This is a genomic window from Bradyrhizobium sp. SZCCHNR1015 (assembly GCF_032489875.1).
In the GTDB taxonomy this organism is placed as follows: domain Bacteria; phylum Pseudomonadota; class Alphaproteobacteria; order Rhizobiales; family Xanthobacteraceae; genus Bradyrhizobium.
Map to the genome: position 1 here is coordinate 180,603 of NZ_JAUEYW010000004.1, position 26,491 is coordinate 207,093.

Sequence of the window (26,491 nt, forward strand, 5' to 3'; positions counted from 1 at the left end):
CCGTTCGAAGCAATGCCTCCGTTCTCCTGACCGAGAGCGGAGGCCAGCGACCTCGCTTCGTTTACGCCGCCTGCCGCGCAAAGGTCCGCCTGAACCAGGCCAGGAACGCCTCGCGGTTCTGGCTGGCGTCGAACTCGACATGCAGCGCGTCCTTGTCGCGGGCGCGGACCCGATAGGGCACGCGGCCATCGAAGCCGCTGAACTCCATGACGCCGCGATCGCCGATGCCCGGCTCGGGGTCGAACCGGAACCAGGCGCCGCCCTCGGAAATATCCACCAGATCGGCTTTCACCACGCCCTTGCGATCGTCGACGACCTTGATCGGCAGGGTCGACTTCATCCGCGGCGACTGCCGGCGGTCGGCTTCGGCGGTCGCGGTCCTCACAGCCTTCACCAGCGTGGCGCGGAGCGAGGTCAGGCCCGTCGCCACCGAGCCGATGGCGCTGCGCACCTCGGCGGCCCGATCGTTGACCATGCCGGCATCCCTGCCGACATTGCCGATCTTGGACGACACGTCGCGCGCCGCGCTGGCCGATGACTGGACCGAGCGGCTGATCTCCTGGGTCGCCGCGTGTTGCTCCTCCATCGCCGCAGCGATCGAGGCCGCGACCTCGTCGATCTCGGAAATCTGGCTGCCGATGCCTTCGACGACGTCGACGGTGGCCTGCGTGGTGGTTTGTACCTCGCCGATCAGGCGCGAGATCTCCTCGGTCGATTTGGCGGTCTGATCCGACAGCGACTTGACCTCGGCCGCAACCACGGCAAAGCCGCGGCCGGCATCGCCGGCGCGCGCGGCCTCGATGGTGGCATTGAGCGCCAAGAGGTTGGTCTGCTCGGCAATGCCGCCGATCAGGTTGGAGACCTCGGCGATCTTGTCCACGGCCGTCGACAAGGAGAGCATCGTGTTCTTGGCCTTCTCACGCCCGGTCACCGCCGATTTGGTGATCGTGCTGGCGCGCGCCACCTGGCTCGAGATCTCGCGGATCGCCGAGCTCAGTTGCTCGGCTGCCGACGAGACCGTCTGGGCATTGGAGAGCGACTGCTCCGAGGCGGCGGCCACCGATTGCGCATCGGTCGACAGCTCCTCGGCCAGTTTCGAGAGGCCTGCGGCCACGGCCTCGACCTGGCGCGATGCGCCGGCCGCGGCTTCGACGGACGTCTCGGTCTCGCGCTCGATCACGTCGGCCATGTCGAGCATGGCACGCTTCTTGTGCTCCTCGGCGGCCGAGCGATCGCGCTCCTGCCTGTCGCGCAGGCTCGCGTTCTCGAGCGCGTTGGTCTTGAAGATGCTCAGCGCGCCCGCCATCGCGCCGATCTCGTCGCCGCGTTCGGAATAGGAGATATCGGCCGACAGATCGCCCTCGGCGATCCGCCGCATCAGGCCGGTCATGCGCGACAGAGGACGGACGACGCCGAGCACCAGACCCGACATGCCGGCGACGACCAGGGCCAGAACGATGCCTGATACGCTCCACACGATGATGGAGATGCTGCGGTCCTGGGTCGCCGCCGTCGCCTCCATGTCCGAATTGAACTTGTTCGCCTTGTCGACCAGCGTGTCGATCACCGCGCGGTGGGCGGCGTAGGCGTCGGCCAGCCGGGCATAGGCGGCATCGGCCTTCGCCATGTCGCCGGAGCGCAGCGCCGGGATCAACTCGGCTTCCAGGGCCTGCCAGAATTTCCGGACCTCGCCGTCCGATCGTTCGACCAGCAGCGATTTCAGATCAGGCTGCAGCGCCGAGCCGGTCCAGAACGTCTTGCGATCCTCATAGTCCTTCTTCAGTTGCGCCAGCTTCGTGACATGCGTGTCGAGATCCTTCGGCGTCCGGAGTGCGAGGGTCGCCTCGAGATAGGCCTCGAGCACATATTCAGGCGGCGGCAGGATGTCGGCCACCAGATCATTGCCGAGCTTGATCTTGTCGTAGAGCGGCCCGCCGACCTTGAGCTCGCGCAGCGCAAAGGCGCTGGTCAGCACGACCGCACCGAAGCCTAGTGCGAGCACGAGGCCGAAAGCCGCAATGAACGTGGAAATGGAGAGACGCATCTTCATGGCGGCGGCACATTTCGCTGGAGCGTGGACTGCACCCGCCGTCGTCCCGCCGGAGCCCTCTCCGTTCGCTTGCATGGAGATGGTCGGTCCGGAACGACCGGCATCGAGTCGTTAATTTGATCAGCGTGCACAACCTTTTCTCAGGGAAGGTAAATTTCCGCCCCCGTAGAAATGCGGTGCAGCCCGTTCGGCCGGGGATGCAGGCGCTCCTCCCACTCTGACCTGGCGCAAGGCGGCGGGAGGTGGATCTGCGAACATTCAAGCGTCGTTGCTGCAGGAGCCACCATGTCGAAACCCATCCCGGACAAGGCCGAGATCGCGCTCGAATATCCCGACAAGTTCTATGCCGGCACGTTCGAGCATTCCTCGCGGTTCGAAGCCCATCTCGAATCATCCGGCCTGGCATTGACCCTGGAGCGGCCCGGCCCCGAGGACGTCCGAAAATCGATCCGCATGCATCTGCACTTTGGACTGCTCGCCGGGATTCTTCGCGAGCTCGCCGCCGGCATCGCTTCGATGCCCAAGGACGACATCGTTCATCGCGAGCAGCTGCGCGACGCAGTCGCGGATCTGCATCGAGCCCTTAACGCGCCTTAACCGGTTGTGCCGCGACGGCACAGCAAGGCGCGGCGTTAACTCCCGGTTCAGCCTTCGTTAGTGCATTGCTAACTACGCCAGAACCTTTGCCCGGAGAAAGTCGGGTTGGAAGCCGGTGTGCTGCGCGAGTGACAGCATTTTACTCAAAAGCGATCTATCTCCGATCCATCGACGGCGCGCGACGCGCGAGCCTTGTTAGTTGAGTATCGGAGACCCGCCATGAAGAAGATCCTGTTCGCAACCGTTGCAGTCGCCGCGCTGGCTTCGGCCCAGTCCGCTTTCGCCGCCGATCTCGGCGCCCGGACCTACCCCTACGCCACCAAGGCGCCGCCGGCCTACGCCGCTCCGATCTACAACTGGACCGGCTTCTATCTCGGCGCCCATCTCGGCGGCGCGTTCTCCAGCGACAACAATTTCTCCGGCCTCGCCACCGGCAACAACTCCAACGGCCGCTTCCTGGGCGGCGTGCAGGTCGGTGCCGACTGGCAGTTCGCCCCCACCTGGGTGATCGGCGCGGAAGGCCAGTACAGCTGGCTGAGCGGAAGCGTCGGAGCAGCATTCCCGGGCGGCTACGCCTACACTAACAGCCAGCGCGGCCTCGGCTCGATCACCGGCCGCTTCGGCTACACCTGGGGTCCGGGCCTGCTCTACGTGAAGGGCGGCTATGCCTATTCCGACAACAACGAGAAGGTGACGTTCGCCGGAACGCCGGTCGGCTTCGCGACCAGCGGCGACCACCGCAACGGCTGGACCGTCGGCGCCGGCCTCGAATACATGTTCGCGCCCAACTGGTCGGCCAAGGCCGAGTATCAGTACTACAATTTCGGCAGCGCCACCTTCACGGCGCCCGCCGCGCTGGTCCCGACCGGCAGCTTCACCACCGACGACCACACCTTCAAGGCTGGCGTGAACTACCGCTTCAACTGGGGCGCTCCGCTCGCGGCCCGCTACTGATCCGCAGGCGTCAAATAACAACAAACGACGGGAAGGCCGGCAGCGATGCCGGCCTTTTCTGTCATAGGTTATCGAAAGCGCGGCCGAACAACCCCTTCCATCCCGTTAAATGCCGCGCGGTGAAATGCGAAAATCCGCGAAAATTCGGCACGCCCTGAGTAGTTTCCCTGATTTGTTAACCGCCGGCCCCGATACTGCCTGCAAGCAACAGCTACAAATAGTGCATATTGGGGGACACCAGAGATGGCGATTCGGTTCAGCTTCAGCAGGATGCTCGGGGCGCTGCGACCCAAATGGGGCGTCCGCGGCAGCCTGTTCGCAGCCTTCGCGGTGATCGCCGGCATGGCGATCGCGATCAGCGTCGCTGCGGGACTGATGCTGCGCCACGTCGGCGGCGCCATGGTCGAGCTCTCGGGCCGCGACATTCCGCGCCTGACCTCGAGCCTGCAACTGCTGGCGCAGAGCTCCAGCTTGGCGAGCCTCGGCCCGGCGCTGCTGCAGTCCCAGAGCGAGGACGCGCTCAACGATCGCCTGAAGAGGATGCAGGAGATCCAGAAGACCACGCAGGAGCGGCTGAGCGAGATCAGCGCGCTCGGCGCCGCGAAAAGCGTGGTGGCGCCGCTCGCCGAGACCATCAAGAACATCAACGAGGCCAATCAGAGCCTGGTGTCGGCGGCGCGCGAGCGGCTCGACGTCGCAGCCCTTCACAACAAGCAGTATGACGCCCTGCGCAAGGCGCAGGCGGACTTCACCGCCGCCGCCAACGAGCCGATGCTGGACGCGCAGACGCAGCTCAACGCCGTGCTCGGCGCGGCCGAGGTGTCGGCGGACGACGCGACGGCCGCCGCCCGCTTCGTCGAGCAGCTCGGCAACGTGATCGCATCCGGCAACCTGCTGGTGGCGCAGATGGCCGCCGCGCTCTCGGCCAACGACAGCGACACGCTGGAGACGATCGAGCGGCAGTTCAAGGAGGCGCTGGCGCAGCTCAAATCCAATCTCGAACTGCTGCCGACCGGCCGCAGCACCAAGGCGATCCACGACGCCGCGCTGAAGCTCGCCGCGCTCGGCGAGGGCAAGACCCGCGTGTTCAAGACCCGCGAGAAGGAGCTCGACGCCAACGACTACGGCCAGACCGTGCTGGAGGAGACGCGCAAGCTGAATGTCGGCCTCGACATCAGCGTGCAGCAGCTCGTCGAAGGCGTTCGCAAGTCGACCGAAGGTGCCACCTCCACGGCGGGCCGCGACATCGAGCTGGCGACGCTCGGCATGGTCGGCGCCGGCGCAGCCACGCTGCTCGGCTCGGTGCTGTTCGTCTGGCTCTATGTCGGCGGCAACATCCTGCGCCGCATCAAGCGGCTGCAGCAGGCGATGCAGACGCTGTCGAGCGGCGATCTCGACACCGAGATCGCGGCCTCGAAGCAGCGCGACGAGATCGGCGCGATGGTCGACACCCTGCAGGTGTTCCGCGAAAACATGGTCCGTGCCCGCACCCTGGCCGCCGAGCAGGACCGCGAGAATGCCGCCAAGGCCGAGCGCGCCGCGCGCATGGAGGCCCAGATCGCCACGTTCGAGGCGACGGTGCGCAGCGCCCTCGGCACGCTGCAGAACTCCGCCACGGCCATGCAGGCGACCGCACAGAGCATGTCGCAGACCGCCGACCAGTCCAACTCGCTGGTCAATGCGGTCGCGGCGGCTGCCGAGGAGACCTCGGTCAACGTCCAGACCGTGTCGGCCGGCACCGAGCAGTTGTCGTCGTCGATCGCGGAGATCAGCCGCCAGGTCGTGACCTCGGCCCAGATTGCCAAGAAGGCGGTCGAGGAAGCCGGCGCCACCGACTCGACGATGCAGGGACTCGCCGACAATGCGAGCCGCGTCAGCGTCGTCGTCGACCTGATCCAGGCGATCGCCTCGCAGACCAACCTGCTCGCGCTCAACGCCACCATCGAGGCGGCGCGCGCCGGCGAGGCCGGCCGCGGCTTCGCGGTGGTCGCGCAGGAGGTGAAGAGCCTGGCGAGCCAGACCGCCAAGGCCACCGACGAGATCCGTTCGCAGATCGCGAGCATGCAGCAGGTTGCGTCCTCGGCCGTGTCGGCAATCCGCAACATCGGCGGGACGATCGCCGAGATCGACAACGTCACCACCGCGATCGCCGCCGCCGTGGAGCAGCAGGGCACCGCGACGCACGAGATCGCCCGCAACATCCAGCAGGCGGCCTCCGGCACCACCGAGGTCTCCAACAACATCACCGGCGTCTCCAGCGCCTCGGCCCAGGCCGGCACCTCCGCCAACGAGGTGCTCAGCGCCTCGGAGGCGCTGCGCCGCGAGGCGGAGACGCTGCGCGCGGAGGTCGACGCGTTCCTGACCAACATCAGGGCGGCGTAGTCTATATCGGGCCTCGCCCTTCGAGACGCCGGCCTGCGGCCGGCTCCTCAGGGTGAGGAGGCGCAGGTCGCTTTGCGGCCAACCGGGCGTGGGATCGAAGCGCCGACCCTCAACCCTCATGGTGAGGAGGCGCGCAGCGCCGTCTCGAACCATGAGGCCCGGCCTGCCGCGTCCCGGAATGCCGTCCAGCCATGCCGCTTCCATCGCGTTTTTCGGCTGGCGCTCGCCCGCGGCGGCCGTTAATCGATGAGGCATGACCAAGACAGACACCGTTCCCTCCTCCGCCGAAGCCCTGCGCTATCCCTGGGAGCAGCATCCCGGTGAGGACCAGGTCGTCGAGGTCGCGCCCGGCGTGCTGTGGCTGCGCCTGAAGCTGCCGTTCCGCCTCAACCATGTGAACATCTATCTGCTCGCCGACGGCGATGGCTGGGTCGCGGTGGACTCCGGCTTCGGCAACGAGGAATCGATCGGCGCCTGGACGCGGCTGCTCGATGGCCCGCTGAAGCACGTGAAGATCACCCGGCTGATCGTGACGCATTCTCATCCCGACCATGTCGGGCTCGCCGGCTGGATCGTCGAGCGCTTCGCCTGCCCGCTGGTGATGTCGCAGGTCGAGTACCTGCAGTCGGTCTATCACCAGAACCGCGGCACCGAGGAGCGCCGCAATGCGCAGCGGCTGTTCTTCCGCCGCCACGGCATGGACGAAACGTTGACCGACAAGCTGCTCGGCCGCGGCCAGGAATATCTGCAGCGCGTCTCGGTGCTGCCGGCCTCCTACCGCCGCATCTCCCATGGCGACGAGATCCAGATCGGCAGCCGGCGCTTCAAGGTCATCACCGGCGGCGGTCACGCGCTCGACCAGGTCATGCTGTATTGCGCCGCCGACAAGCTGTTCCTGTCCGCCGACCAGGTGCTGAGCAAGATCTCGCCGAATGTCAGCGTCTGGGCGGTCGAGCCGGACCAGAACTCGCTCGGCGAGTATCTGGCGTCGCTGGCGAGCCTCACCACCACCCTGCCCTATGACGTGCTGGTGCTGCCCGGCCACGGCGTGCCGTTCTACGGGCTGAAGACGCGCATCAAGCAGCTCGCCGACCACCATGAGGAGCGCTGCCGGATGATCGCGGACGCCTGCCGCGACGAGCCGAAAACCTCGGCGCAGCTCGTGCCGGTCGTGTTCCACAAGCACGTGCTCGATGCGCACCAGATGGGCTTCGCCGCCGGCGAGCTGATCGCCCATGTCAACTACATGCTGGTCGAGGGCCGCCTGACCAGCCAGGACGTCGACAGCGTGCTGCATTATCGCACCACCTGAGGCTGCGGGGCCGCAACGTCGCCGCGTCGCCGCAATCCTGGCGCCGTTCAGCCGGGATCAGCTGCCCCTTGGACAAATCGCCCAATTCCCGCCGTGGGATTCCGGCTCGACAGCCGCTCTGGAAACGCTCTAAGAAGACCTCACGCCACGCATGCCGCGAGGTTTTCGCTTCAGGTGCTGCACTGCAGCGCGCCAGTTCGGGTTTCGTGATGGACTACAGCCAGTACTTCAGTGCCGCCCTCGGTCGCCTGCATGATGAGCGTCGCTACCGTGTCTTCGCCGATCTCGAACGCATCGCCGGCCGGTTCCCGCATGCGACCTGGCACTCGCCGAGCGGACCGCGCAATGTCGTGATCTGGTGCTCCAACGACTATCTCGGCATGGGCCAGCACCCCAGGGTGGTCGGCGCGATGGTCGAGACCGCGACCCGCGTCGGCACCGGCGCCGGCGGCACCCGCAACATCGCCGGAACTCATCATCCCCTGGTGCAGCTGGAAGCCGAGCTCGCCGACCTCCATGGCAAGGAAGCGGCGCTGCTGTTCACGTCAGGCTATGTCTCCAACCAGACCGGCATCGCCACGCTCGCCAAGCTGATCCCGGATTGCCTGATCCTGTCGGACGCGCTGAACCACAATTCGATGATCGAGGGCGTGCGCCAGTCCGGCTGCGAGCGCCAGATCTGGCGCCACAACGATCTCGCCCATCTCGAGCAGCTGCTGATCGCCGCGGGCCCGAACCGGCCGAAGCTGATCGCCTGCGAGAGCCTGTATTCGATGGACGGCGACGTCGCACCGCTGGCTGAGATCTGCGATCTCGCCGAGCGCTACAACGCGATGACCTATGTCGACGAGGTGCATGCGGTCGGCATGTACGGCCCGCGCGGCGGCGGCATCGCCGAGCGCGACGGCGTCATGCACCGCATCGACATCCTCGAAGGCACGCTGGCCAAGGCGTTCGGCTGCCTCGGCGGCTACATCGCCGCCAAGGGCGAGATCATCGATGCCGTGCGCTCCTACGCGCCGGGCTTCATCTTCACGACCGCGCTGCCGCCGCCGATCTGCTCGGCCGCGACGGCTGCGATCAAGCACCTGAAATCGTCGAGCTGGGAGCGTGAACGCCACCAGGACCGCGCCGCGCGGGTGAAGGCGGTCCTCCACGCCGCCGGCCTGCCGGTGATGACCAACGACACCCACATCGTGCCGCTGTTCGTCGGCGATCCCGAGAAGTGCAAGCAGGCCTCCGATCTGCTGCTGGAAGAGCACGGCATCTACATCCAGCCGATCAACTACCCCACGGTCGCCAAGGGCACCGAGCGCCTGCGCATCACGCCCTCGCCCTACCACGACGACGGCCTGATCGACCGCCTGGCCGAGGCCCTGCTCCAGGTCTGGGAACGCCTGGGCCTGGCGCTGCACGAGAAGCCGCTGGCGGCGGAGTGAGTTCGTAGCCCGGGTGAGCGCAGCGACACCCGGGTTCAACTCGACCGCACATGAGACCTCGGATATCGCTGCGCTCATCCGGGCTACGGCACTTCCGCTGGTCTGGCAAAGCTACCGCCCAGCACTCCGCTGCGCTCCCCTCCCCCTTGCGGGGAGGGGTCGGGGGTGGGGGTCCACGAGTCCCGCTGCCGGTGAGGAGCTGGGCTCGCGAGCTCACAACTGTAGCCTTCGAGTAGCGCGACGCGCGCGTCCCACTGAGTTAAGCGCCCGGAGACCCCCACCCCCAACCCCTCCCCGCAAGGGGGAGGGGAGCAGACCGGCCCCGCTGCGACGACATCGGCTCTCATGGGCAGGACGCGCCGCAATAGCCAACGCGCCGCCGTCCTTAACGACGCCGCTTCATTCCCGCGTCCCCTGCCACATCCCTATCGCCCCGCCCCCCGCAAAGCGCTAAGTTTGCTGCTCGTCCAGAGGGATCGATCGAGGAGTTGGCGTCAACGCATGCTGCACGACTGGGGCGTGATCCTGGCCGCGTTCGGCTACATCGGGTTCCTGTTCCTGGTCGCCAGCCGCGGCAACCGGGCCGGTGAACGGCGGCCGTCACCGCTGGCCGGGCTGATCTACCCGCTGTCGCTCGCCATCTACTGCACGTCCTGGACCTTCTTCGGCTCGGTCGGCTTCGCCTCGCGCAACAGCGTCGACTTCCTCGCGATCTATCTCGGGCCGATCCTGATGGTCGGCGCCTGCACGCCGCTGCTGCGCCGAGTCATCCGCCTTGCCAAGTCGCAGAACATCACCTCGGTCGCCGACCTGATCGGCGCCCGCTACGGCAAGAGCCAGGCGGTGGCGGCGACCGTGGCGCTGATCGCGATCATCGGCTCGGTGCCCTACATCGCGCTGCAGCTCAAGGCGGTGGCATCGTCGCTCGAGACCATCATGGTCGACGACCGCGCCTTCGCCCATATCCCGATCGTCGGCGACATGGCGCTGATGGTGACCTTGGCGATGGCGATCTTCGCGGTGCTGTTCGGCACCCGCCAGACCGACGCCACCGAGCACCAGCACGGCCTGATGCTGGCGGTCGCGACCGAATCGATCATCAAGCTGGTCGCCTTCATCGCCGCCGGCGCCTTCGTCACCTTCGTTATGTTCTCGCCGGTCGAGCTGATCGAGCGTGCGATGAAATCGCCGGAGGCCGAGCGCGCGCTGGAATACGTGCCGGGCATCGGCAGCTTCCTCACCATGACGCTGCTGTCGTTCTGCGCCGCGATGCTGCTGCCGCGCCAGTTCCATGTCAGCGTGGTCGAGAACGCCGACGATGCCGAGGTGTCGCGCGCGCGCTGGCTGTTTCCGCTCTATCTCGTCGCGATCAATCTGTTCGTGATCCCGATCGCCCTCGCCGGCCTCATCACCTTCCCGTTCGGCGCCGTCGACAGCGACATGTATGTGCTGGCGCTGCCGATCGAGGCCAATTCGCAATGGCTGTCGGTGCTGGTCTTCGTCGGCGGCCTGTCGGCGGCGACCGCGATGGTGATCGTCGAATGCGTCGCGCTGTCGATCATGGTCTGCAACGACATCGTCGTGCCGCTGGTGCTGCAGCGCCAGCAGGAGCAGCGCGAGATCGGCCGCGACTTCGCCGGCTTCCTGCTCGGCACCCGCCGCATCGCGATCTTCGCCATCATGGTGATGGCCTATTTCTACTATCGCGCGCTCGGTAACACCCAGCTCGCCGCGATCGGCCTGCTGTCGTTCGCCGCCATCGCGCAGCTCGCGCCGAGCTTCTTCGGCGGCCTGTTCTGGCGGCGCGCGACCGCGCGCGGCGCGATGGGCGGCATGCTGGTCGGCTTCGCCGTCTGGCTCTACACGCTGTTCATCCCGAGCTTCCTCGACACCTCGACCGCGGGCATCCTGTTTCTTCAGCACGGCCCGTTCGGGCTCGAGGCGCTCAGGCCGCAGGCGCTGCTCGGCACCGACCTGCCGCCGCTGCTGCATGGCGTGCTGTGGAGCCTGTCGCTCAATCTGCTGACCTACATCGTGCTGTCGCTGGCGCGGCAGCCGTCGTCGATCGAGCTGTTGCAGGCCGACATCTTCGTGCCGGCCGAGCTGACGCCGAGCGCGCCGAGCTTCCGGCGCTGGCGCTCGACCGTCACGGTGCAGGACATCCAGAGCACGGTCGGCCAATATCTCGGCCCCGACCGCGCCCGCGCCTCGTTCGAGGCCTTCGCCGCCCAGCGCAACCTGCCGCTCGATCCGGCCGCGCCGGCCGATTTCGAGCTGCTGCGCCATGCCGAGCATCTGATCGCCTCCTCGATCGGCGCCGCGTCGTCGCGCCTGGTGATGTCGCTGCTCCTGCGCAAGCGCACGGTGTCGGCCAAGGCCGCGCTCAAGCTGCTCGACGATTCCCATGCCGCGCTGCATTTCAACCGCGAGATCCTGCAGACCGCGCTGAACCATGTGCGCCAGGGCATCGCGGTGTTCGACGCCGATCTGCAACTGATCTGCTCCAACGGCCAGTTCGTCGACCTGCTCGGGCTGCCGCCGGATCTGGTGCAGATCGGCAGCCCGCTGAAGGAAATCCTCGAATTCATGGGCACGATCGGCGCGCCCACCTATGAGGACGGCGAGGCGCTGCTGGCGCGCCGGCTCGCCGCCTACACCACCGAGGGCGAGCCTTATCTGGAACGCCTCGCCGACCGCCACATGGTGATCGAGGTCCGCACCAACCGCATGCCGGGTGGCGGCCTCGTCATCACGTTTACCGACGTCACGCCCTCGTTCGAGGCCGCCGAGGCACTGGAGCGCGCCAATGCGACGCTGGAAAAACGCGTCCGCGACCGCACCGAGGAGCTGACGCGGCTGAACTCGGAGCTGGCGCTGGCCAAGAGCGCCGCCGAGGACGCCAACATCTCCAAGACGCGCTTCCTTGCGGCGGCCAGCCACGACATCCTGCAGCCGCTGAACGCGGCGCGGCTCTATGTGACGAGCCTCGTCGAGCGGCAGACGGCCGGCGAGGATTCGCGCCTGGTCGAGAACATCGACGACTCGCTGGAAGCGATCGAGGAGATCCTCGGCGCGCTGCTCGACATCTCCCGGCTCGATGCCGGCGCGATGACGCCCTCGGTGTCGAGCTTCAAGATGGCCGATTTGATGCGCTCGCTGGAGATCGAGTTCGCGCCCGCCGCGCGCGCCAAGGGTCTGGAGCTGGTGTTCGTGCCGTCGTCGCTGCCGGTCGAGTCCGACCGCCTGCTGCTGCGCCGGCTGCTGCAGAACTTCATCTCCAACGCCATCAAGTACACGCCCAAGGGCCGCGTGCTGGTCGGCTGCCGCCGCCACGGCCAGTCGCTGCAGATCGGCGTCTACGACACCGGCGTCGGCATTCCCCCGGTCAAGCGCGGCGAGATCTTCAAGGAATTCCACCGTCTCGAGCAGGGCGCGCGGATCGCCCGCGGCCTCGGCCTGGGGCTGTCGATCGTCGAGCGCATCGCCCGCGTGCTCAATCACGGCATCGCGCTGGACTCGCGGCCCGGCCGCGGCTCGGTGTTCTCGGTCACGGTGCCGATTGCGAAAGCGATCAACCACACCGCCGCCGTCACCAGCGCGACGCCGCTGGCGACGACGCCGATTGCCGGCGCGCTGATCGTCTGCATCGAGAACGATCCGGCGATCCTCGACGGCATGAAGACCCTGCTGACGGCGTGGGACGCCGAGGTGATCGCCGTGCCTGATCCGGAGTCCGCGATGGAGGCGATCGCGGCGCGCGATGGCGCCGTCACCGGCCTGCTCGTCGACTACCATCTCGACCGCGGCAACGGCATCGCCGCCATCCGCGACATCCGCCGCCGCTTCAACGAGGCACTGCCCGCGATCCTGATCACCGCCGACCGCAGCCCCCACGTCCGCGCCGCTGCCCGCGACGACAACGTCGCCGTGCTCAACAAGCCGCTGAAGCCGGCGTCGCTGCGGGCGTTGTTGGGACAGTGGCGGATCCAGCAGATGGTGGCGGCGGAGTAGGAACGCCGGTCGGCGAAACGGCCGCTCGGGCTACCGCACCTCCCGCGGTGGGCGCCCCGACACCCGGCTGAACACACGCGAGAACGCCGCGGCGCTGTCGTAGCCGACCTGCGAAGCGACGCTCTTGACGGACTTGCCCTTGGCAAGCAGCTGCCGCGCCAGCGTCATGCGCCAAGCCGTCAGATAGTCGATCGGCGTTCGGCCGACGCGCGCCCGGAACAGATCGGCGAAGCGCGTGCGCGACATGCCGGCGATATCGGCGAGATCCTCGAGGCTCCACGCCCGGCCCGGCGCGTCATGGATCGCGGTCAGCGCCTTCGCCAGGCGCGGGTCAGCGAGCCCGGCGAGCACGCCGCTCTCGACCGCGCCGCTGGCGACGACGTCGCGGACGATCAGGATCAGCAGATAGTCGAACAGCCGGTCCAGCGCCGCCTGCCGACCGCCGCCATCGGCAAACCCCTCGGCGACCAGCAGGTCGCAGACCGGCGTGAGCGTCGGATGCCCGGCGAGCGGCAGCACCACGAGCTCGGGCAGTCCCTCACCGATCGGATTGCCCTCGGCGCCGCCGAGCTCGACGGTCGCGCAAACGAGATCCGCACCACGCTCGGGATCGACGACGAAGCGATGCGTCCGTCCGCGCGGAAAGAACATCAGGGTCGGCTCGTGCAGTTTCAAGTCGTCTGCGCCCGGCTGGGTCAGGGTCAGCACGCCGGCCTTGAACAGGTGCAGATGGCCCTCCGGTCCGAATTCCACGGTGTTGCAAAGGTTGCCGGAGAAGAAGGTCCGAGCCCGCGGCGTGACATGGGCAAACAGCGCGGCAAAAGGGTCCATGGGACGATCTGCAATGTTTCTGGCACCTAAAGCCACACATAGTCCGGCATGGAGGGGGCGTGCAAGCCCGCACCTCACACCAAGGATGTTCCCATGCCCCGCATTGCTCCCGTCGACACCGTCAGCGCCGATGCCGGCGTCGTCGCCACACTGTCCGCCGTGAAGGCCAAGATCGGCATGACGCCGAACCTGTTCTCGACGCTCGCGCAGTCGGGCGCCGCGCTGAACGGCTACATCGCCTTCTCCGATGCACTCGCCAAGGGCGCGCTCACCGCGAGGCAACGCGAGATCGTCGCGCTCGCGGTCGCCCAGGCCAATGGCTGCGAATATTGTCTCTCGGCCCATTCGCTGATGGGCAAGGGCGCAGGCCTCAGCCCGGACGGCCTCCGCAAGGCTCGCGAAGGCACCGCTGATGACGCCATCGACGCAGCCGTCGCCCGCCTCGCGCGCCGCGTCGTCGACACCAAGGGACAGGTCGCCGACGCCGACCTCGCCACGGCGCGCGCGGCGGGTCTCGACGATGGCCGGCTGATCGAGATCATCGCGAACGTCGCGATCAACGTGCTGACGAACTACGTCAACAACGCCGCGCACACCGACATCGACTTCCCGAAGGTCGCGCTCACCCTGCAGACGGCCGGGTAAGGAAGCCTCCCAGACGATCCATGCCGTCGCGCACTGCATCTGACAGCGTCTGTTGACGGAGCATCCTCGAACATGGCGCGGCGGCCGGGCGCAAACCCCGGCCGCTGTCGCTTGCGAGGGTCGCAGAACATCCTTTGAGGCAAGAACTAAGGTTCTCCCCTCGCGCCCATCCGCTCCACGAGATAGTCCACGAACACGCGGACGCGCGCGGGCATGTTGGGACCGCCGACGAACACGGCGTGGAAGACTTCCCTGTCGCCGGGATTGAACGCCTCGAGCAGCGGCACCAGCCGTCCCTCTGCGATCGCGTTGCCGAGGCTGAAATCGCCGACGCGGGCGATGCCGACGCCATCGAGCGCGAGCTGGCTGAGCGTGTCGCCGCTGTTGGCTTCGACGGCGCCGCGCAGCTTCAGCGCATAGTTGACGCCGTCGCGACGGAACGGCCACACCGGCTCGGCGCGGCGGAAGCTGAAGTTCAGGCAGTTGTGGTTGGTGAGGTCTTCCGGAGTCTGCGGCACGCCCCAGCGCGCCAGATAGTCCGGCGAGGCGACGATGGTGCGGCCATTGTCGCCGAGGCGCCGCGCGGTGAGCGCGCTGTCGGCCAGCGGACCGCCGCGAATGGCGACGTCGGCCTGGCCCGCCGCCACATCGACGAGGCCGTCGCTGAGATTGATGTCGACGAGGATGTTCGGATAGCGCCGCACGAACTCGCCGAGCAACGGCACGATGCAGATGCGGCCGTGCGACAGCGCGGCGCTGACCCGGATGCGCCCGCGCGGCGCGCCCTGATCCGCGATCGCTTGCTCGGCCTCGTCGAGATCGGCGAGAATGCGGCGGGCGGCCGCGAGATAGGCCAGGCCCTCGGCGGTCAGCGTGAGCACGCGCGTGGACCGCAGCAGCAGCCGCGCGCCGAGCCGCGCCTCGATGCGGTCGAGCGTGCGGCTGACGGCCGACGGCGTCAGCCCGAGGCCCCGGCCCGCGGCCGAGAAGCTGCCGCTGTCGGCGACCGCGCAGAACACCTCGAGATCCCGGGCGCGGTCCGCGCTGGCCAGTACCATCTTTGCGTCCAGATCAAAAATCTTTGGCGTCACTACCCTCTAATACCGCGATTGGGGTTCGTCTAGCTTTGCGTGCATCAACACGAAGCAACCTACGGAGACCGTCATGACCCTGCCCCGCCTGCTGCAACGAACCGCCCTCGCCGCCAGCGCGCTCACGATGCTGACCAGCGCCGCCCTCGCCGACGCGACCGAGGCGCCCGGCAAGTTCCCGAAGAGCTTCCGCACCCAGGAGATCCCGACCAACGGCACCACGCTCCACGTCCGCGTCGGCGGCACAGGACCCGCGGTGGTGCTGCTGCACGGCTATGGCGACACCGGCGACATGTGGGTGCCGCTCGCCGCCAAGCTCGCCGAGAACCACACCGTGATCGTGCCCGATTTGCGCGGCCTCGGCCTCTCCGCCCGCGCCGACAAGGGTTTCGAGAAGGCCAACCAGGCCGAGGACATCACCGGCGTCATGGACGCGCTGGGCGCGCGCACCGCCGAGGTCGTGGCCCACGACATCGGCAACATGGTCGCCTATGCGCTGGCAGCGCGGCATTCCGACCGCGTGACCAAGCTGGTGCTGATGGATGCGCCGGTGCCGGGCATCGGCCCGTGGGAGGAGATCCTCAAGAACCCGCTGCTGTGGCACTTCCGCTTCGGCGGCCCCGACATGGAGCGCCTGGTCGAGGGCCGCGAGCGCATCTATCTCGACCGCTTCTGGAACGAGTTCTCCGCCAACCCTGCGCATTTCCCGGAGGCCGCGCGCGTCCACTACGCGGAGCTCTATGCCGGCCCCGGGCGGATGCATGCCGGCTTCAGCCAGTTCGCCGCCTTCGATCAGGACGCCATCGACAACCGCGCCTGGCTCGCGGCCCATGGCAAGCTGACGATGCCGGTGCTGGCGATCGGCGGCGCGGCGTCCTTCGGCCCGACCATGGCGGTGGTGGCACGGGCCGGCGCGAACAACGTGCAGGAGCAGGTCATCGAAGGCTCCGGCCATTGGCTGATGGAAGAGCAGCCCACCGCGACGGTCGCTGCGATCGACGCCTTCCTCAACGGGCAGCCGGCCGCCACGCCGTCGTCGCGCTGATCCTCGCGCAACTGATCCAACGCAGCAGAAGGCGCCGATCATGTCGACCCACGCTCTCGATGATGCGATCGGCGCGGCCAACGCCGCGCAAAAGCCTGCGGTCATCTTCATCCACGGCCTGTGGCTGAAGCCCAGCTCGTGGGACCGCTGGGCCGAGTTGTTCAACGCGGCAGGCTACGCCACGCTGGCGCCCGGCTGGCCGGCGGAGATGGGCGGCGCCGCAGCGCCCGAAACGATCGGCGAGGTGGCGGCGCACTTCGCCGCGATCGCGGGCGCGCTCGACCGGCGCCCCGCCGTGCTCGGCCATTCCTTCGGCGGCCTGATCGCGCAGATCCTCGCCGGCCGCGGGCTGTCGGCGGCGACGGTCGCGATCGATCCGGCGCCATTCCGCGGCGTGCTGCCGCTGCCCGTCTCGGCGCTGCGCTCCGCCTGGCCGGTCCTGCAGAACCCGCTCAATGCCAACCGCAACGTCAGTCTTACCCCCGAACAATTCCGCTACGCGTTTGCGAACTCCGTGCCGGAAGCCGAGAGCGACGCATTATACGAAACCTACCAGGCGCCTGCCCCGGGCCGACCGATCTTCCAGGCCGCGGCCGCCAACCTCAATCCCTGGACCGAGGCCCACGTCGACAGCGAGGCCGTCGAACGCGGCCCGCTGCTGATCATCTCCGGCGAGCACGACCACACCGTGCCGCCCTCGGTCGCCCGCGCCGCCTACGATTGGCAGAAGCGCAACCAGCACGCCGTCACCGAATTCGCCCAATTCCCGCAACGCGGCCACTCGCTGACAATCGACAGCGGCTGGCGCGAGGTGGCGGAAACGGCGCTGGGGTTTGTGGGGCGGTTTCTTTAGCGTTCGGCCACTCCGTACTTTAGCGGGGGTCCCACTCGACGACTACGATCTTGAGAGGGCCGGAGGAGGAACTGGCTCGAAAAACGGCGGGTTTGACCGAGTTGAAGCGAAGTCGGCGACCCAAACGCAGATCGCGGCAGTTGACACAGCCCATGGTTGAACCTTACCAGACAAAGCCTAGAAAGTTAGTTGATCCTAGATTTGAAATTTCCCGATTGGATTTGGTTTGGTGGGGCGATTTCTTTTCGTCTTGATTGTGCTTACGGGCACGCTCCTCGACGCGCAGTCACGCCCTATAGGGACTATCGGTCGGAGCGGCCCCCTTCCGCTTGCGTGCGACCAGAACATTATTGCGTTCGGAGGAAACATACGAATTACTCTTCCCGCGGCGACTGGCATCGAAGATGGATGCGATATCGTTCTCGTCAACGAAGAGTCCGAGGCCGGCAAGCTCTTGATCGACTTCCCACAAGACATCAACCCACGGCTTTATCCAAACCAGTCGGTCGGAATAACAAGCTACAAAGGTCGTTGGATTTCGACGCACAAGCCCGGTCGATACAAAGTTCCGAATGGAAGTTTGAAGATCCTCGTCGATAATGACGGCGATGATGGCAACGACGGCATCAGCAGGCCAGTGAAGTATCTCGCCACCGCCGTTCAGCTGATCCAGCAGGACCTCGACACCCGCCAATCGCTCGTAACGATCGCGCCGACCATCGGCCAAACCTTCAAAGATGACGCGGTTGCCATTAGTGGGCAGCCCCTGGGCAGCAATTTGATCGCGCTATCTCCGAACGGAAACGGAACGATAAAGCTGGTGCATGCAGCGACGTGCATTACGGCAGGCGACAATGGTGAGCTGTTTCTATGGGCGGATCAATTTGGGCCGCAGGGGCAGATCGAGATGCACTGCAATAGGGACAACAACCCGAATACACCGCAAATGCTCGCACACAACAACGGAGTTTTCGACGGCTCAGGAAAGCTCGTCTTTCACGGATCTGGCGACAAGGATATCGCTATTTCGTTTGACGGTCCAACGGCAGGCTCGTCCTTCAATGGCGGAATCCAAGTCGCCGGTCATTTCGATATCGTCTGGCGCATGGAGCAAGGCGGAGGGCGGTTTACGCTAGGCTGCAGCTCTCAAGGATGCGCCAGCATAGAGCCGATAGCGGACGAGTCGGGCGACATGCCGAGCATCAACCGATTGTTTATGGTCATCGGGAGCGAACAGCTACGTATCGGTAATTGCCCCAGGAGGGATGGCTATCGCAAGGTGGGCCCATCCATTGTCGGAGGCAACGGCCTGCTCGTGAAGTTCGGCTGCTTTATCCCGGGTACGCCCGACGGCGTGCCACTGATGACGCAGAACGGAAAAGTGTACGACTCAGCTTACTGACTACCCAAAGACCTCAAAATCAGGGGGGCTAGCTGTTGGCGCGCCAACCAGACCGAGGCGAATGGGCGGAGGTGAACCGTATCAGCCGTGATCAGCCCTTCGCGACGGTTATCTCCGAGGAAAGCAAGGCACCCCTCTGCGCTACAGAACGCTTGCATTTCGTCCACGAAGTCGAAGGGCTCGTCGCGCTTCAGCTGCGATTGAAACTTTTTGGTGAACGACATCAACTCGTCATCGAGGTGACCCGGTATATACCGCGGGGTCGACTTCCAATACTCATCCAGAATGATCTTGTGCAGAAAGCGCTTCCAATGCGGTCGCTGACCAAGCACGAGCACCTTCTTGACGCCATACCCCTTCACCATCATCGAAAACTTGCGGATGTACTCGATGTCGAACGAGTTGTTCGATGAAAGCAACAGAACATCGGGCGGATCGATCGCAATCCGACGCAGCGCAAAGTAGTTAGCCATGTTACAGTGGTGAGTCTCTATGATGTGCTCGATAATTGGACTGACTTGGCAGCCCGAACTGTGGATCAGCAACACCGACACATCTTTCGGAAGAACTTCATTGAGCCCGTAATATAGGTCCGCAGCATTGGAATCTCCGATAATGAGCACACTCTTGTCGGAGTGCCGCATATAGCAACTGGGATCGATGGCCTTTCTTGGCGCGAGCGTAGGGACCGGACTATCCCAGGCGTAAAAGTTACAGCGGTTCTGCATGATATCCTGAGCCTCGGCCTGGATCAGCGGCGACCCGCCATAAAAATACGCCGCATATTCACGCTTGTCCTCGTCGTTGATCCGGCCCGGGAAACCCTGCATCGCGAAATCGAGGAGCCCAAATGCGCCGATGGCGATCATCGCCATTGCTAGCCCTGGCACCATCCAGACTCGCAGCTCGCCAGACCGGATGGGCTTCTCGAGAAACTGATAGGTGCCCCACGCAAGCCCGACTGACGCACCGACCAACAACGTGATGACGGCTTGCGGGGGCGGCGAGGCTCCATAGTGGATGCGCACAAAAGTCAGCAGCGGCCAGTGCCACAGATACAATGGATAGCTGATCAGACCGATCCAGACCATGACCGGATTTGAGAGGAGCACCCGGTTGAGCCAAGCTCCCGGCCCGGCGAGGATGACCAGGTAACTTCCGAGGACCGGCATTAGCGCCCACCAGCCTGGGAACTCCTGCCGGCGCGTGATCACGAGGACGGACGCAGCAATCAGCGCGATAGCCGCCACCGAAACAAAGTCGCGATAAATCTTCTTCTCGTTCACGCCCCCGCGCTCGAAGAGAACGGACGCTATGACCGTCGCGAGGCCATTTTCGACCCAGACCGCCGCCCGTGGCGTTGAAAATGCCAGATAGGCCAGAATGCTGCCCGTTGAAAGCTCCCAGAAGCGGGCTCCCGGAGAATAGAATGCGGCGACGGGGTTCGATGGCGTAGCCTTGATGTTGTAGATAAATGAAGCTGCAAACATTGCGACAAAAACCGTGAACAGGTTCAGGCGCAGCCGCCAGGCAATCCAGATCAGCGCCGGCCACAGGAGATAGAACTGCTCCTCGATGCCAAGCGACCAGAGATGCAGAAGGATTTTGGTGTCTGCCGCGACGTCGAAATAGTTGGCTTCCTGCCACAGAGCAAAGTTGGAAACAAAGCCCGCGCCAGCGGCCACATGCTTACCGAGCAGACGGAAATCGTCTGGCAGTAGCAGAAGCGCGCCCGCTGCTAACGATGCGGTTAGCACGAGCGCGAGCGCGGGAAATATCCGTTTGATCCGCCGGGCGTAGAAGACCTGAAAGCTGAATGTGCCACTTTCCAGCCCGCCGAGAATAATTGATGTGATAAGGAAGCCCGATATCACGAAGAAGATGTCGACACCGACAAAGCCGCTTCGGAGCGTGCCAGGGAAGGCGTGAAAGGCGACCACGGAGAGAACGGCGACAGCTCTCAATCCGTCTATGTCTGGCCGGTAGAGAGGCCCATGGACGGCGTCCCTGGCGTGGCGCACCTCGGCTGGTGAATGCATAACGACCCGCTCTCTTCCGCACGCGCCCAAATACTTCCGGCGCGAGCAAACTCATTAATCTGCAATTTTTTGGCGATCAAACCCGAAATGGTGACGTAAGCTCAAACCCCGCTGACATTTTCATGTCCCCTTTTGCACCCAGTCCTGTGGACCTCGGTCAGTTATTCCTCCTCTACGTCTGCCTCCGTTGTCCCCAGCGACGGCCGTTTGCCGTCAGCCAATGCTCGGATCAAACCCACCAGCGCGTCTCGGCAGAGCCACCGGCTGCTCGCAGCTTGAGCGCGATCAAGGACCGCGCGCGTTCGCTGGCTCCAAGAGTCCTCGGAACTCCAGTCCTGTTCAGCTATCGATTCAGATCGACAAATTCACAGCCCGTCGAATCTTATTTCTTTTTCCCCGAAATCATGATACACGTCGCGCCATCCCGTGCCCGCCATGAGGGGCGCTTCGCGATCGTCACGAACGTGGGGCGCGGGATGCGGTGGGCGCGTCGGGTCGCAGCGGGCTTAGGTCTCGCGGACGAACGATCCGGTGCGCACGGTCAAGCCGTGTGGTCCTGGCATCCCGGTGCTGATGCCAAGTCCGTGACGACGATGTTGCGGATGACGGGGGCAAGAACGCCGGTCCCCGGGGAGAGCTCGGAGCAGCCGTCAAAACCATCGCGCAGGGAGGGCCGGGCGTGTTCGGCCAGACCTGTGGTGACTGCCGCCTGCTTTTTTTCTGCAGGCGGGCCACGGGCGCGGCCAGCGCCCGGCCTTCCCTGCGCCCTCATTCTTGAGGAGGGCGAGTAAAGCTCAAAGCTCGGACGCTGATGGCGCCGCGAGACTGCGAAAGTGTGTCGCGATGGATCAAAGGTGTCTGGTGGCCTCGTGTTTCGAGACGCGCCGAAGAAGGCGCTCCTCACTGTGAGGAGGCGACTCCGAAGCCGGAGCTGCACATCGACCATGAGCCGCGTCCCCATGGAGAAGCAGAAAACGAATCAATCTCGCTGCGGGCACGATGGTCATGACTGCGCCCTCGCCCCTTGTGGGAGAGGGCATGAACGACAGCGCAACGACCTCGGTCGGGTGAGGGGTCTGCCTCAAAGGGTTGCGCTCGCGGATAGAACCCCTCACCCGACCGAGCCTGCGGACCGGCCGGCGCTGCCCTCTCCCACAAGGGGCGAGGGCACTGCATCGCGCAGCGGTGCGGAGGTTGCAGGCTGGTTCGGTGAGGCTCTGCGCCAAGGCTGGCGCAGCGCGTACGCAGAGCCCGTCACTTCCCCGTCGGCGTATCCTGCCGCCAGGCGCTGCCCGCGATCTTCGCGGCCGCGATCACCGCCTGGGTCCGGCTCTCGACGCCGAGCTTCTGCAGAATGGCCGAGACGTGCGCCTTGATGGTCGCCTCGGAGACGCCGAGCTCGTAGGCGATCTGCTTGTTGAGCAGGCCCTGCGACAGCATCATCAGCACGCGCACCTGCTGCGGGGTCAAGGTGACCAGGCGGTCGCGCAGCCTGGTCATTTCAGGATCGGCGCCGGCGGCCAGGTCGGTGTCGGGCGGCACCCAGACCTCGCCGTCCATCACCTTCTTGATGGCATCGCGCAAGGTGTCGACGCCGAACCGCTTCGGGATGAAGCCGGAGGCGCCGAAATCGAGCGAGCGGCGGATCGTCGCGCCGTCGTCGCTCGCCGACACGATGACGACCGGGATCGCCGGATATTGCGCGCGCAGATAGATCAGGCCCGAGAAGCCGGAGATGCCGGGCATGGTGAGGTCGAGCAGCACCAGATCGACCTCGGAATCCTTTTCCAGCAAAGCGGTGAGGTCCTCGAACGAGCCGGCCTCGTCGACCACGGCCTCCGCGAGCACGCTCGCGACCGCCTGCCGCAAGGCGTTGCGGAACAACGGGTGATCATCGGCAATGACGAGATGAGTGCTGGCAGCCGCCATGAATCCAGACTTGACCTTGCGAGACCGACGACATGCTGCAACTGCACGCGCCCGGTTTTCCGTAAAATACTCGCCCGGCCACCGGTTGCATGCAAGCGTGCAATTCCACTTGCAGGGAAGGCGGTTAATCCGAACCTTGTGCAACGCAACATCGATAGCGCGACGGCCGCTCAGCGAACTTGATCCGCCGCAATGTCCCCATCTTTCCCGCGCGCCGCAGAGGGCAGAGCCGAAAGTCGTATTGGGGCGGGTTTCACTGCAATGTTACTGAAGAGCAAGGTCTCCGCGACCTGCGCCGTCCAAGTCCGGCATGCGGAGGCGAAAGCCATCATCACAACAATCATGGGGAGCGAATGCCGATGTCAACAATGGTAGCCACACAAGCGAGAGCTGGAGGCATGACGAAGGACGAACGCTTCGTCATTCTGGCCTCCTCTCTCGGCACCGTCTTCGAGTGGTACGACTTCTATCTCTACGGGTCGCTGGCCTCGATCATCGGCGCGCAGTTCTTCAGCGACTATCCGCCGGCCACCCGCGACATTTTCGCACTGCTCGCCTTCGCCGCCGGCTTCCTGGTGCGTCCGTTCGGCGCCATCGTGTTCGGCCGCATCGGCGACATCGTCGGCCGCAAATACACCTTCCTGGTCACGATCCTGATCATGGGCCTGTCGACCTTCATCGTCGGCCTGCTGCCGAACGCCGCGACCATCGGCTTCGCGGCGCCGGTGATCCTGATCGGCCTGCGCCTGCTGCAGGGCCTCGCGCTCGGCGGCGAGTATGGCGGTGCCGCGACCTATGTCGCCGAGCACGCCCCGATGGGCAAGCGCGGCTACTACACCTCCTTCATCCAGACGACGGCGACGATGGGCCTGTTCCTGTCGCTGCTGGTCATCCTGTTCACCCGCACCATCATCGGCGAGGCCGACTTCGCCAAATGGGGCTGGCGCATTCCGTTCCTGGTCTCGGTGCTGCTGCTTGGCGTCTCCGTCTGGATCCGTCTGCGCCTGAACGAATCGCCCGTGTTCCAGAAGATGAAGGACGAGGGCAAGAGCTCGAAGGCGCCGCTGACGGAAGCGTTCGCGAACTGGGGCAACGCCAAGATCGTGTTGCTGGCGCTGATCGGCGCCACGATGGGCCAGGGCGTGGTCTGGTACACCGGCCAGTTCTACGCGCTGTTCTTCCTGCAATCGATCCTGAAGGTCGACGGCTACACCGCCAACCTGCTGATCGCCTGGTCGCTGCTGCTCGGCACCGGCTTCTTCATCGTGTTCGGCATGCTGTCCGACAAGATCGGCCGCAAGCCGATCATCATGGGCGGCTGTCTGATCGCGGCGCTGACCTTCTTCCCGATCTTCAAGATGATCACCACCAACGCCAACCCGGCGCTGGAGAAGGCGATCGAGGCGACGAAGGTGGAAGTGGTGGCAGATCCCGCCGGCTGCGGCGATCTGTTCAACCCGGTCGGCACCCGCGTCTTCACCGCGCCTTGCGACACCGCCCGCGCCTTCCTGGCCCAGTCCTCGGTCAAGTACTCGACCGTTTATGGTCCGGCCGGCTCCGGCGTGAAGGTCACCTTCAACGGAAAGGAAGTGCCCTACACCGATGCGAAGACCAGCAACCCGGCGCTGACGGCCGCGATCGGCCAGGCCGGCTATCCGAAGGCGGGTGACGCCGGCATCGTCAAGATGGCGCATCCGTTCGACGTCTTCCGTCCGCAGGTCGCCGCGATCATCGGCCTGCTGTTCATCCTGGTGATCTTCGTCACCATGGTGTACGGCCCGATCGCCGCGATGCTGGTCGAGCTGTTCCCGACCAAGATCCGCTACACCTCGATGTCGCTGCCCTACCACATCGGCAACGGCTGGTTCGGCGGCCTGCTGCCGGCAACCGCCTTCGCGATCGTGGCCTCGACCGGCGACATCTATGCCGGCCTATGGTACCCGATCTTCTTCGCGGTGATCACGGCGATCGTCGGCTTCCTGTTCCTGCCGGAGACCAAGGACGTCGACATCCAGCAGCACTGATCAGGACGCGGGCAGCACCTCCGCCCGCATCTCCTCCGAGCGAACGGCCGCGGATCACTCCGCGGCCGTTCCGCATTTCAGACCCACGGATTTTCTCTTTATGGCCTCAGGCCGCGCCGATGAACTGCAACACCAGCTCGCGCCGATGCGGACGCGCGCGATGCTCGATCAGATAGAGCGCCTGCCAGGTGCCGAGCATCATGCGGCCGTCCTGCACCGGCACCTGCAGCGAGACCGAGCTCAGCATGGTCTTGATGTGCGCCGGCATGTCGTCGGGCCCCTCGGTGTCGTGCACCCAGCCGGCATCCTCCGGCGCCAGCCGCGCCAGCGCCGTGGTGAGATCGTGCAGCACGGTGGGATCGGCATTCTCCTGGATCGTCAGCGACGCCGAGGTGTGGCGAACGAACAGGGTCACCGCGCCTTCCCTGGCGGAGACTTCACGCAGGAATGCCTCGACCTCGCGCGTGAGATCGGTGAAGCCGCGGCCCGAAGTCTGCACCGTCAGAATCGACGTCACCACCGTATCGATCGCAACAACCGAAGGTGCCGTGCGCGAGGCCGATCGTGCCGACATGGATGCAGCCTCCTCGAAGCGGTCTCAGATCCTGCCCGAGACGTCCTTCTGCACCCGCGTCGCCATGTCGAGCAGCCGCCGCCACGCCTGCTCGAGGAACCCCATCATGCGGTCCATGTCCTGGTCGCTGGGCAGCGGGATCTCGAGCTTTCGCGTTCCGTCAGCAGACTTCGACTCTCCGGCTCGAGGCTCCGCCTTCTTCAATTGATCGGACTTGGGCAGCGCCTGGTCCTTCGGCAGCGGCTCGTCGATCTTGCCGGAGATGCTCTGGTCGCGCGACGCGAGCTGGCCCTTGAGCTTTTCATTCTCCGCCTGCAGACGGCCGATCTCGGCGTCCAGCGCGGCGCGCTCATCAGGCACCGCGTAACAGGCAAAGCCCGATCCATTGCTGTTGTTGCACATCGAGACCGCACCTGTCTTGGTATCGAGCCGGATCACGCCGTCCGACGTCGTCGACATCGTGTAGCGTCCCTTGTCGCCGTCAGGCGCGGTGTCCTCGACCGCAAACGCCTCTCCGCCCAGGCAGCTCAACGCCAGCAGCGCGAGGAGGGACGGCCGGTAGGGCTTCGTGAGACTCATGGCTGGCTCTCCCAGGCGCATTCGCAACCGCCGCCATGCACGCCGACATTGTGTCGCGGCCATGACGTTGCCTCAGGTGCAATCCGCTGCCACAGGCTGCACCTATGTGCCGGACGTATAGGCGGAGCGACCGGATTTCAACGCGTCCGCCAGCAGCTCGAGCCGGTCCTGCCCCCAGAAAATCTCGCCGTCCAGCACGTAGGCCGGCGAGCCGAATACGTCGGCCGCGATCGCGTCCTGCCGGTTCTGCTCGTAGGCCGCCCCGACCACGTCCCTCGCCGCCTGCGTCACGAGATCGCGGCCCGGCAGTCCGGCTGCATCGGCCAGGCCGGCGATGACCTCGACATCCGCAAGATTGAGCTGCTGCTCCCAGATGGCCGGGAAAGCGCGCTGCAGATAGGGCTCCGGATCGAGGCCGGCCTGCTGCGCTGCGATGACGACGCCGTCGGCGAGCCGGGCGTTGAAGGGCCAGTTGCGCGGCTGGATGTGGAAATCGAGACCGCGCTTGTCGCGCCACCGCTTCAACTCGACGATGCGATAGCGCTGCCGCGCCGGATGGCGCTTGGCCAACGGAAGCCCGCCGGTCTCGGCGAACAGATCCACCAGCATGACCGGCTTGAGGTTGACGGTCGCGCCGTGGCTCGCGGCGATGTCGCGGAACAGCCGGTGGCCGATATAGGCCCATGGCGACTGCAGCGAGAAATAGTAATCGATCTGGCGCGACATGCGGGTTC

Annotated in this window: 19 protein-coding genes; 11 read left to right on the forward strand and 8 right to left on the reverse strand. The window is 65.6% G+C overall.

Features of this window, described 5'->3' with window-relative positions; all coding sequences use genetic code 11:
- Positions 1–61 precede the first annotated feature (61 nt).
- Positions 62–2,050, reverse strand: coding sequence for a methyl-accepting chemotaxis protein (locus QX128_RS09280; protein WP_316218212.1), 1,989 nt, complete (start codon positions 2,048–2,050; stop codon positions 62–64).
- Positions 2,051–2,335: 285 nt separating this feature from the next.
- On the opposite strand from QX128_RS09280, the gene QX128_RS09285 reads away from it, so the two are divergent.
- From QX128_RS09285 to QX128_RS09310, 6 genes are all read left to right on the forward strand, one after another.
- A complete protein-coding gene (locus QX128_RS09285) occupies positions 2,336–2,647 on the forward strand; it encodes a hypothetical protein (protein WP_315801510.1) in 312 nt (103 codons plus the stop codon).
- A gap of 219 nt (positions 2,648–2,866) precedes the next feature.
- A complete protein-coding gene (locus QX128_RS09290; RefSeq protein ID WP_315801511.1) occupies positions 2,867–3,601 on the forward strand; it encodes a porin family protein in 735 nt (244 codons plus the stop codon).
- A 243-nt stretch (positions 3,602–3,844) separates the two neighbouring features.
- Positions 3,845–5,983, forward strand: coding sequence for a HAMP domain-containing methyl-accepting chemotaxis protein (locus tag QX128_RS09295; RefSeq protein WP_316237315.1), 2,139 nt, complete (start codon positions 3,845–3,847; stop codon positions 5,981–5,983).
- Positions 5,984–6,236: 253 nt separating this feature from the next.
- Positions 6,237–7,295, forward strand: a complete 1,059-nt coding sequence (locus tag QX128_RS09300; protein WP_316237316.1) for an MBL fold metallo-hydrolase — start codon at positions 6,237–6,239, stop codon at positions 7,293–7,295.
- A gap of 209 nt (positions 7,296–7,504) precedes the next feature.
- Entirely contained in the window at positions 7,505–8,734 is a 1,230-nt protein-coding gene (hemA, locus tag QX128_RS09305) for a 5-aminolevulinate synthase (protein WP_316218207.1), read from the forward strand.
- Positions 8,735–9,235: 501 nt separating this feature from the next.
- Positions 9,236–12,745, forward strand: a complete 3,510-nt coding sequence (locus QX128_RS09310; RefSeq protein ID WP_316237317.1) for a PAS domain-containing hybrid sensor histidine kinase/response regulator — start codon at positions 9,236–9,238, stop codon at positions 12,743–12,745.
- A gap of 30 nt (positions 12,746–12,775) precedes the next feature.
- On the opposite strand, the gene QX128_RS09315 is transcribed toward QX128_RS09310, so the two are convergent.
- The gene (locus QX128_RS09315) at positions 12,776–13,576 is read right to left on the reverse strand and encodes an AraC family transcriptional regulator (protein WP_315801516.1); all 801 of its coding nucleotides are present in this window, start codon (positions 13,574–13,576) and stop codon (positions 12,776–12,778) included.
- A 93-nt stretch (positions 13,577–13,669) separates the two neighbouring features.
- On the opposite strand from QX128_RS09315, the gene QX128_RS09320 reads away from it, so the two are divergent.
- On the forward strand, positions 13,670–14,221 hold the full coding sequence (locus QX128_RS09320; protein WP_315801517.1) for a carboxymuconolactone decarboxylase family protein: 552 nt from the start codon (positions 13,670–13,672) through the stop codon (positions 14,219–14,221).
- A gap of 146 nt (positions 14,222–14,367) precedes the next feature.
- On the opposite strand, the gene QX128_RS09325 is transcribed toward QX128_RS09320, so the two are convergent.
- A complete protein-coding gene (locus QX128_RS09325; protein ID WP_315801518.1) occupies positions 14,368–15,279 on the reverse strand; it encodes a LysR family transcriptional regulator in 912 nt (303 codons plus the stop codon).
- Positions 15,280–15,385: 106 nt separating this feature from the next.
- Here QX128_RS09325 and QX128_RS09330 point away from each other — a divergent pair, with 106 nt between their 5' ends.
- The 3 genes from QX128_RS09330 (at position 15,386) to QX128_RS09340 (ending at position 18,612) form a co-directional block, all read left to right on the forward strand.
- Entirely contained in the window at positions 15,386–16,357 is a 972-nt protein-coding gene (locus QX128_RS09330) for an alpha/beta hydrolase (protein ID WP_316237318.1), read from the forward strand.
- A gap of 40 nt (positions 16,358–16,397) precedes the next feature.
- Positions 16,398–17,210, forward strand: a complete 813-nt coding sequence (locus QX128_RS09335; RefSeq protein ID WP_316237319.1) for an alpha/beta hydrolase — start codon at positions 16,398–16,400, stop codon at positions 17,208–17,210.
- A gap of 229 nt (positions 17,211–17,439) precedes the next feature.
- Positions 17,440–18,612, forward strand: coding sequence for a hypothetical protein (locus QX128_RS09340; protein WP_316237320.1), 1,173 nt, complete (start codon positions 17,440–17,442; stop codon positions 18,610–18,612).
- Here QX128_RS09340 and QX128_RS09345 read toward each other — a convergent pair.
- Together QX128_RS09345 and QX128_RS09350 are read right to left on the reverse strand one after the other, a co-directional pair.
- Positions 18,606–20,651: an acyltransferase family protein gene (locus QX128_RS09345; RefSeq protein ID WP_316237321.1), complete on the reverse strand. Its 2,046-nt coding sequence runs from the start codon at positions 20,649–20,651 to the stop codon at positions 18,606–18,608. The two genes, QX128_RS09340 and QX128_RS09345, sit on opposite strands and share 7 nt — an antisense overlap.
- A gap of 1,254 nt (positions 20,652–21,905) precedes the next feature.
- Positions 21,906–22,580, reverse strand: coding sequence for a response regulator transcription factor (locus tag QX128_RS09350; RefSeq protein ID WP_316181924.1), 675 nt, complete (start codon positions 22,578–22,580; stop codon positions 21,906–21,908).
- Between the two features lie 353 nt (positions 22,581–22,933).
- Here QX128_RS09350 and QX128_RS09355 point away from each other — a divergent pair, with 353 nt between their 5' ends.
- Positions 22,934–24,604 (forward strand): MFS transporter, encoded by a 1,671-nt coding sequence (locus tag QX128_RS09355; protein ID WP_316237322.1) that lies wholly within the window; start codon positions 22,934–22,936, stop codon positions 24,602–24,604.
- A gap of 106 nt (positions 24,605–24,710) precedes the next feature.
- On the opposite strand, the gene QX128_RS09360 is transcribed toward QX128_RS09355, so the two are convergent.
- The 3 genes from QX128_RS09360 to QX128_RS09370 form a co-directional block, all read right to left on the reverse strand.
- Positions 24,711–25,178, reverse strand: a complete 468-nt coding sequence (locus QX128_RS09360) for a secondary thiamine-phosphate synthase enzyme YjbQ (protein ID WP_315801526.1) — start codon at positions 25,176–25,178, stop codon at positions 24,711–24,713.
- A gap of 24 nt (positions 25,179–25,202) precedes the next feature.
- The gene (locus QX128_RS09365) at positions 25,203–25,757 is read right to left on the reverse strand and encodes a hypothetical protein (RefSeq protein ID WP_316237323.1); all 555 of its coding nucleotides are present in this window, start codon (positions 25,755–25,757) and stop codon (positions 25,203–25,205) included.
- 102 nt (positions 25,758–25,859) lie between these two features.
- The gene (locus QX128_RS09370; protein ID WP_316237324.1) at positions 25,860–26,483 is read right to left on the reverse strand and encodes a 2-hydroxychromene-2-carboxylate isomerase; all 624 of its coding nucleotides are present in this window, start codon (positions 26,481–26,483) and stop codon (positions 25,860–25,862) included.
- Between the last annotated feature and the right edge of the window lie 8 nt (positions 26,484–26,491).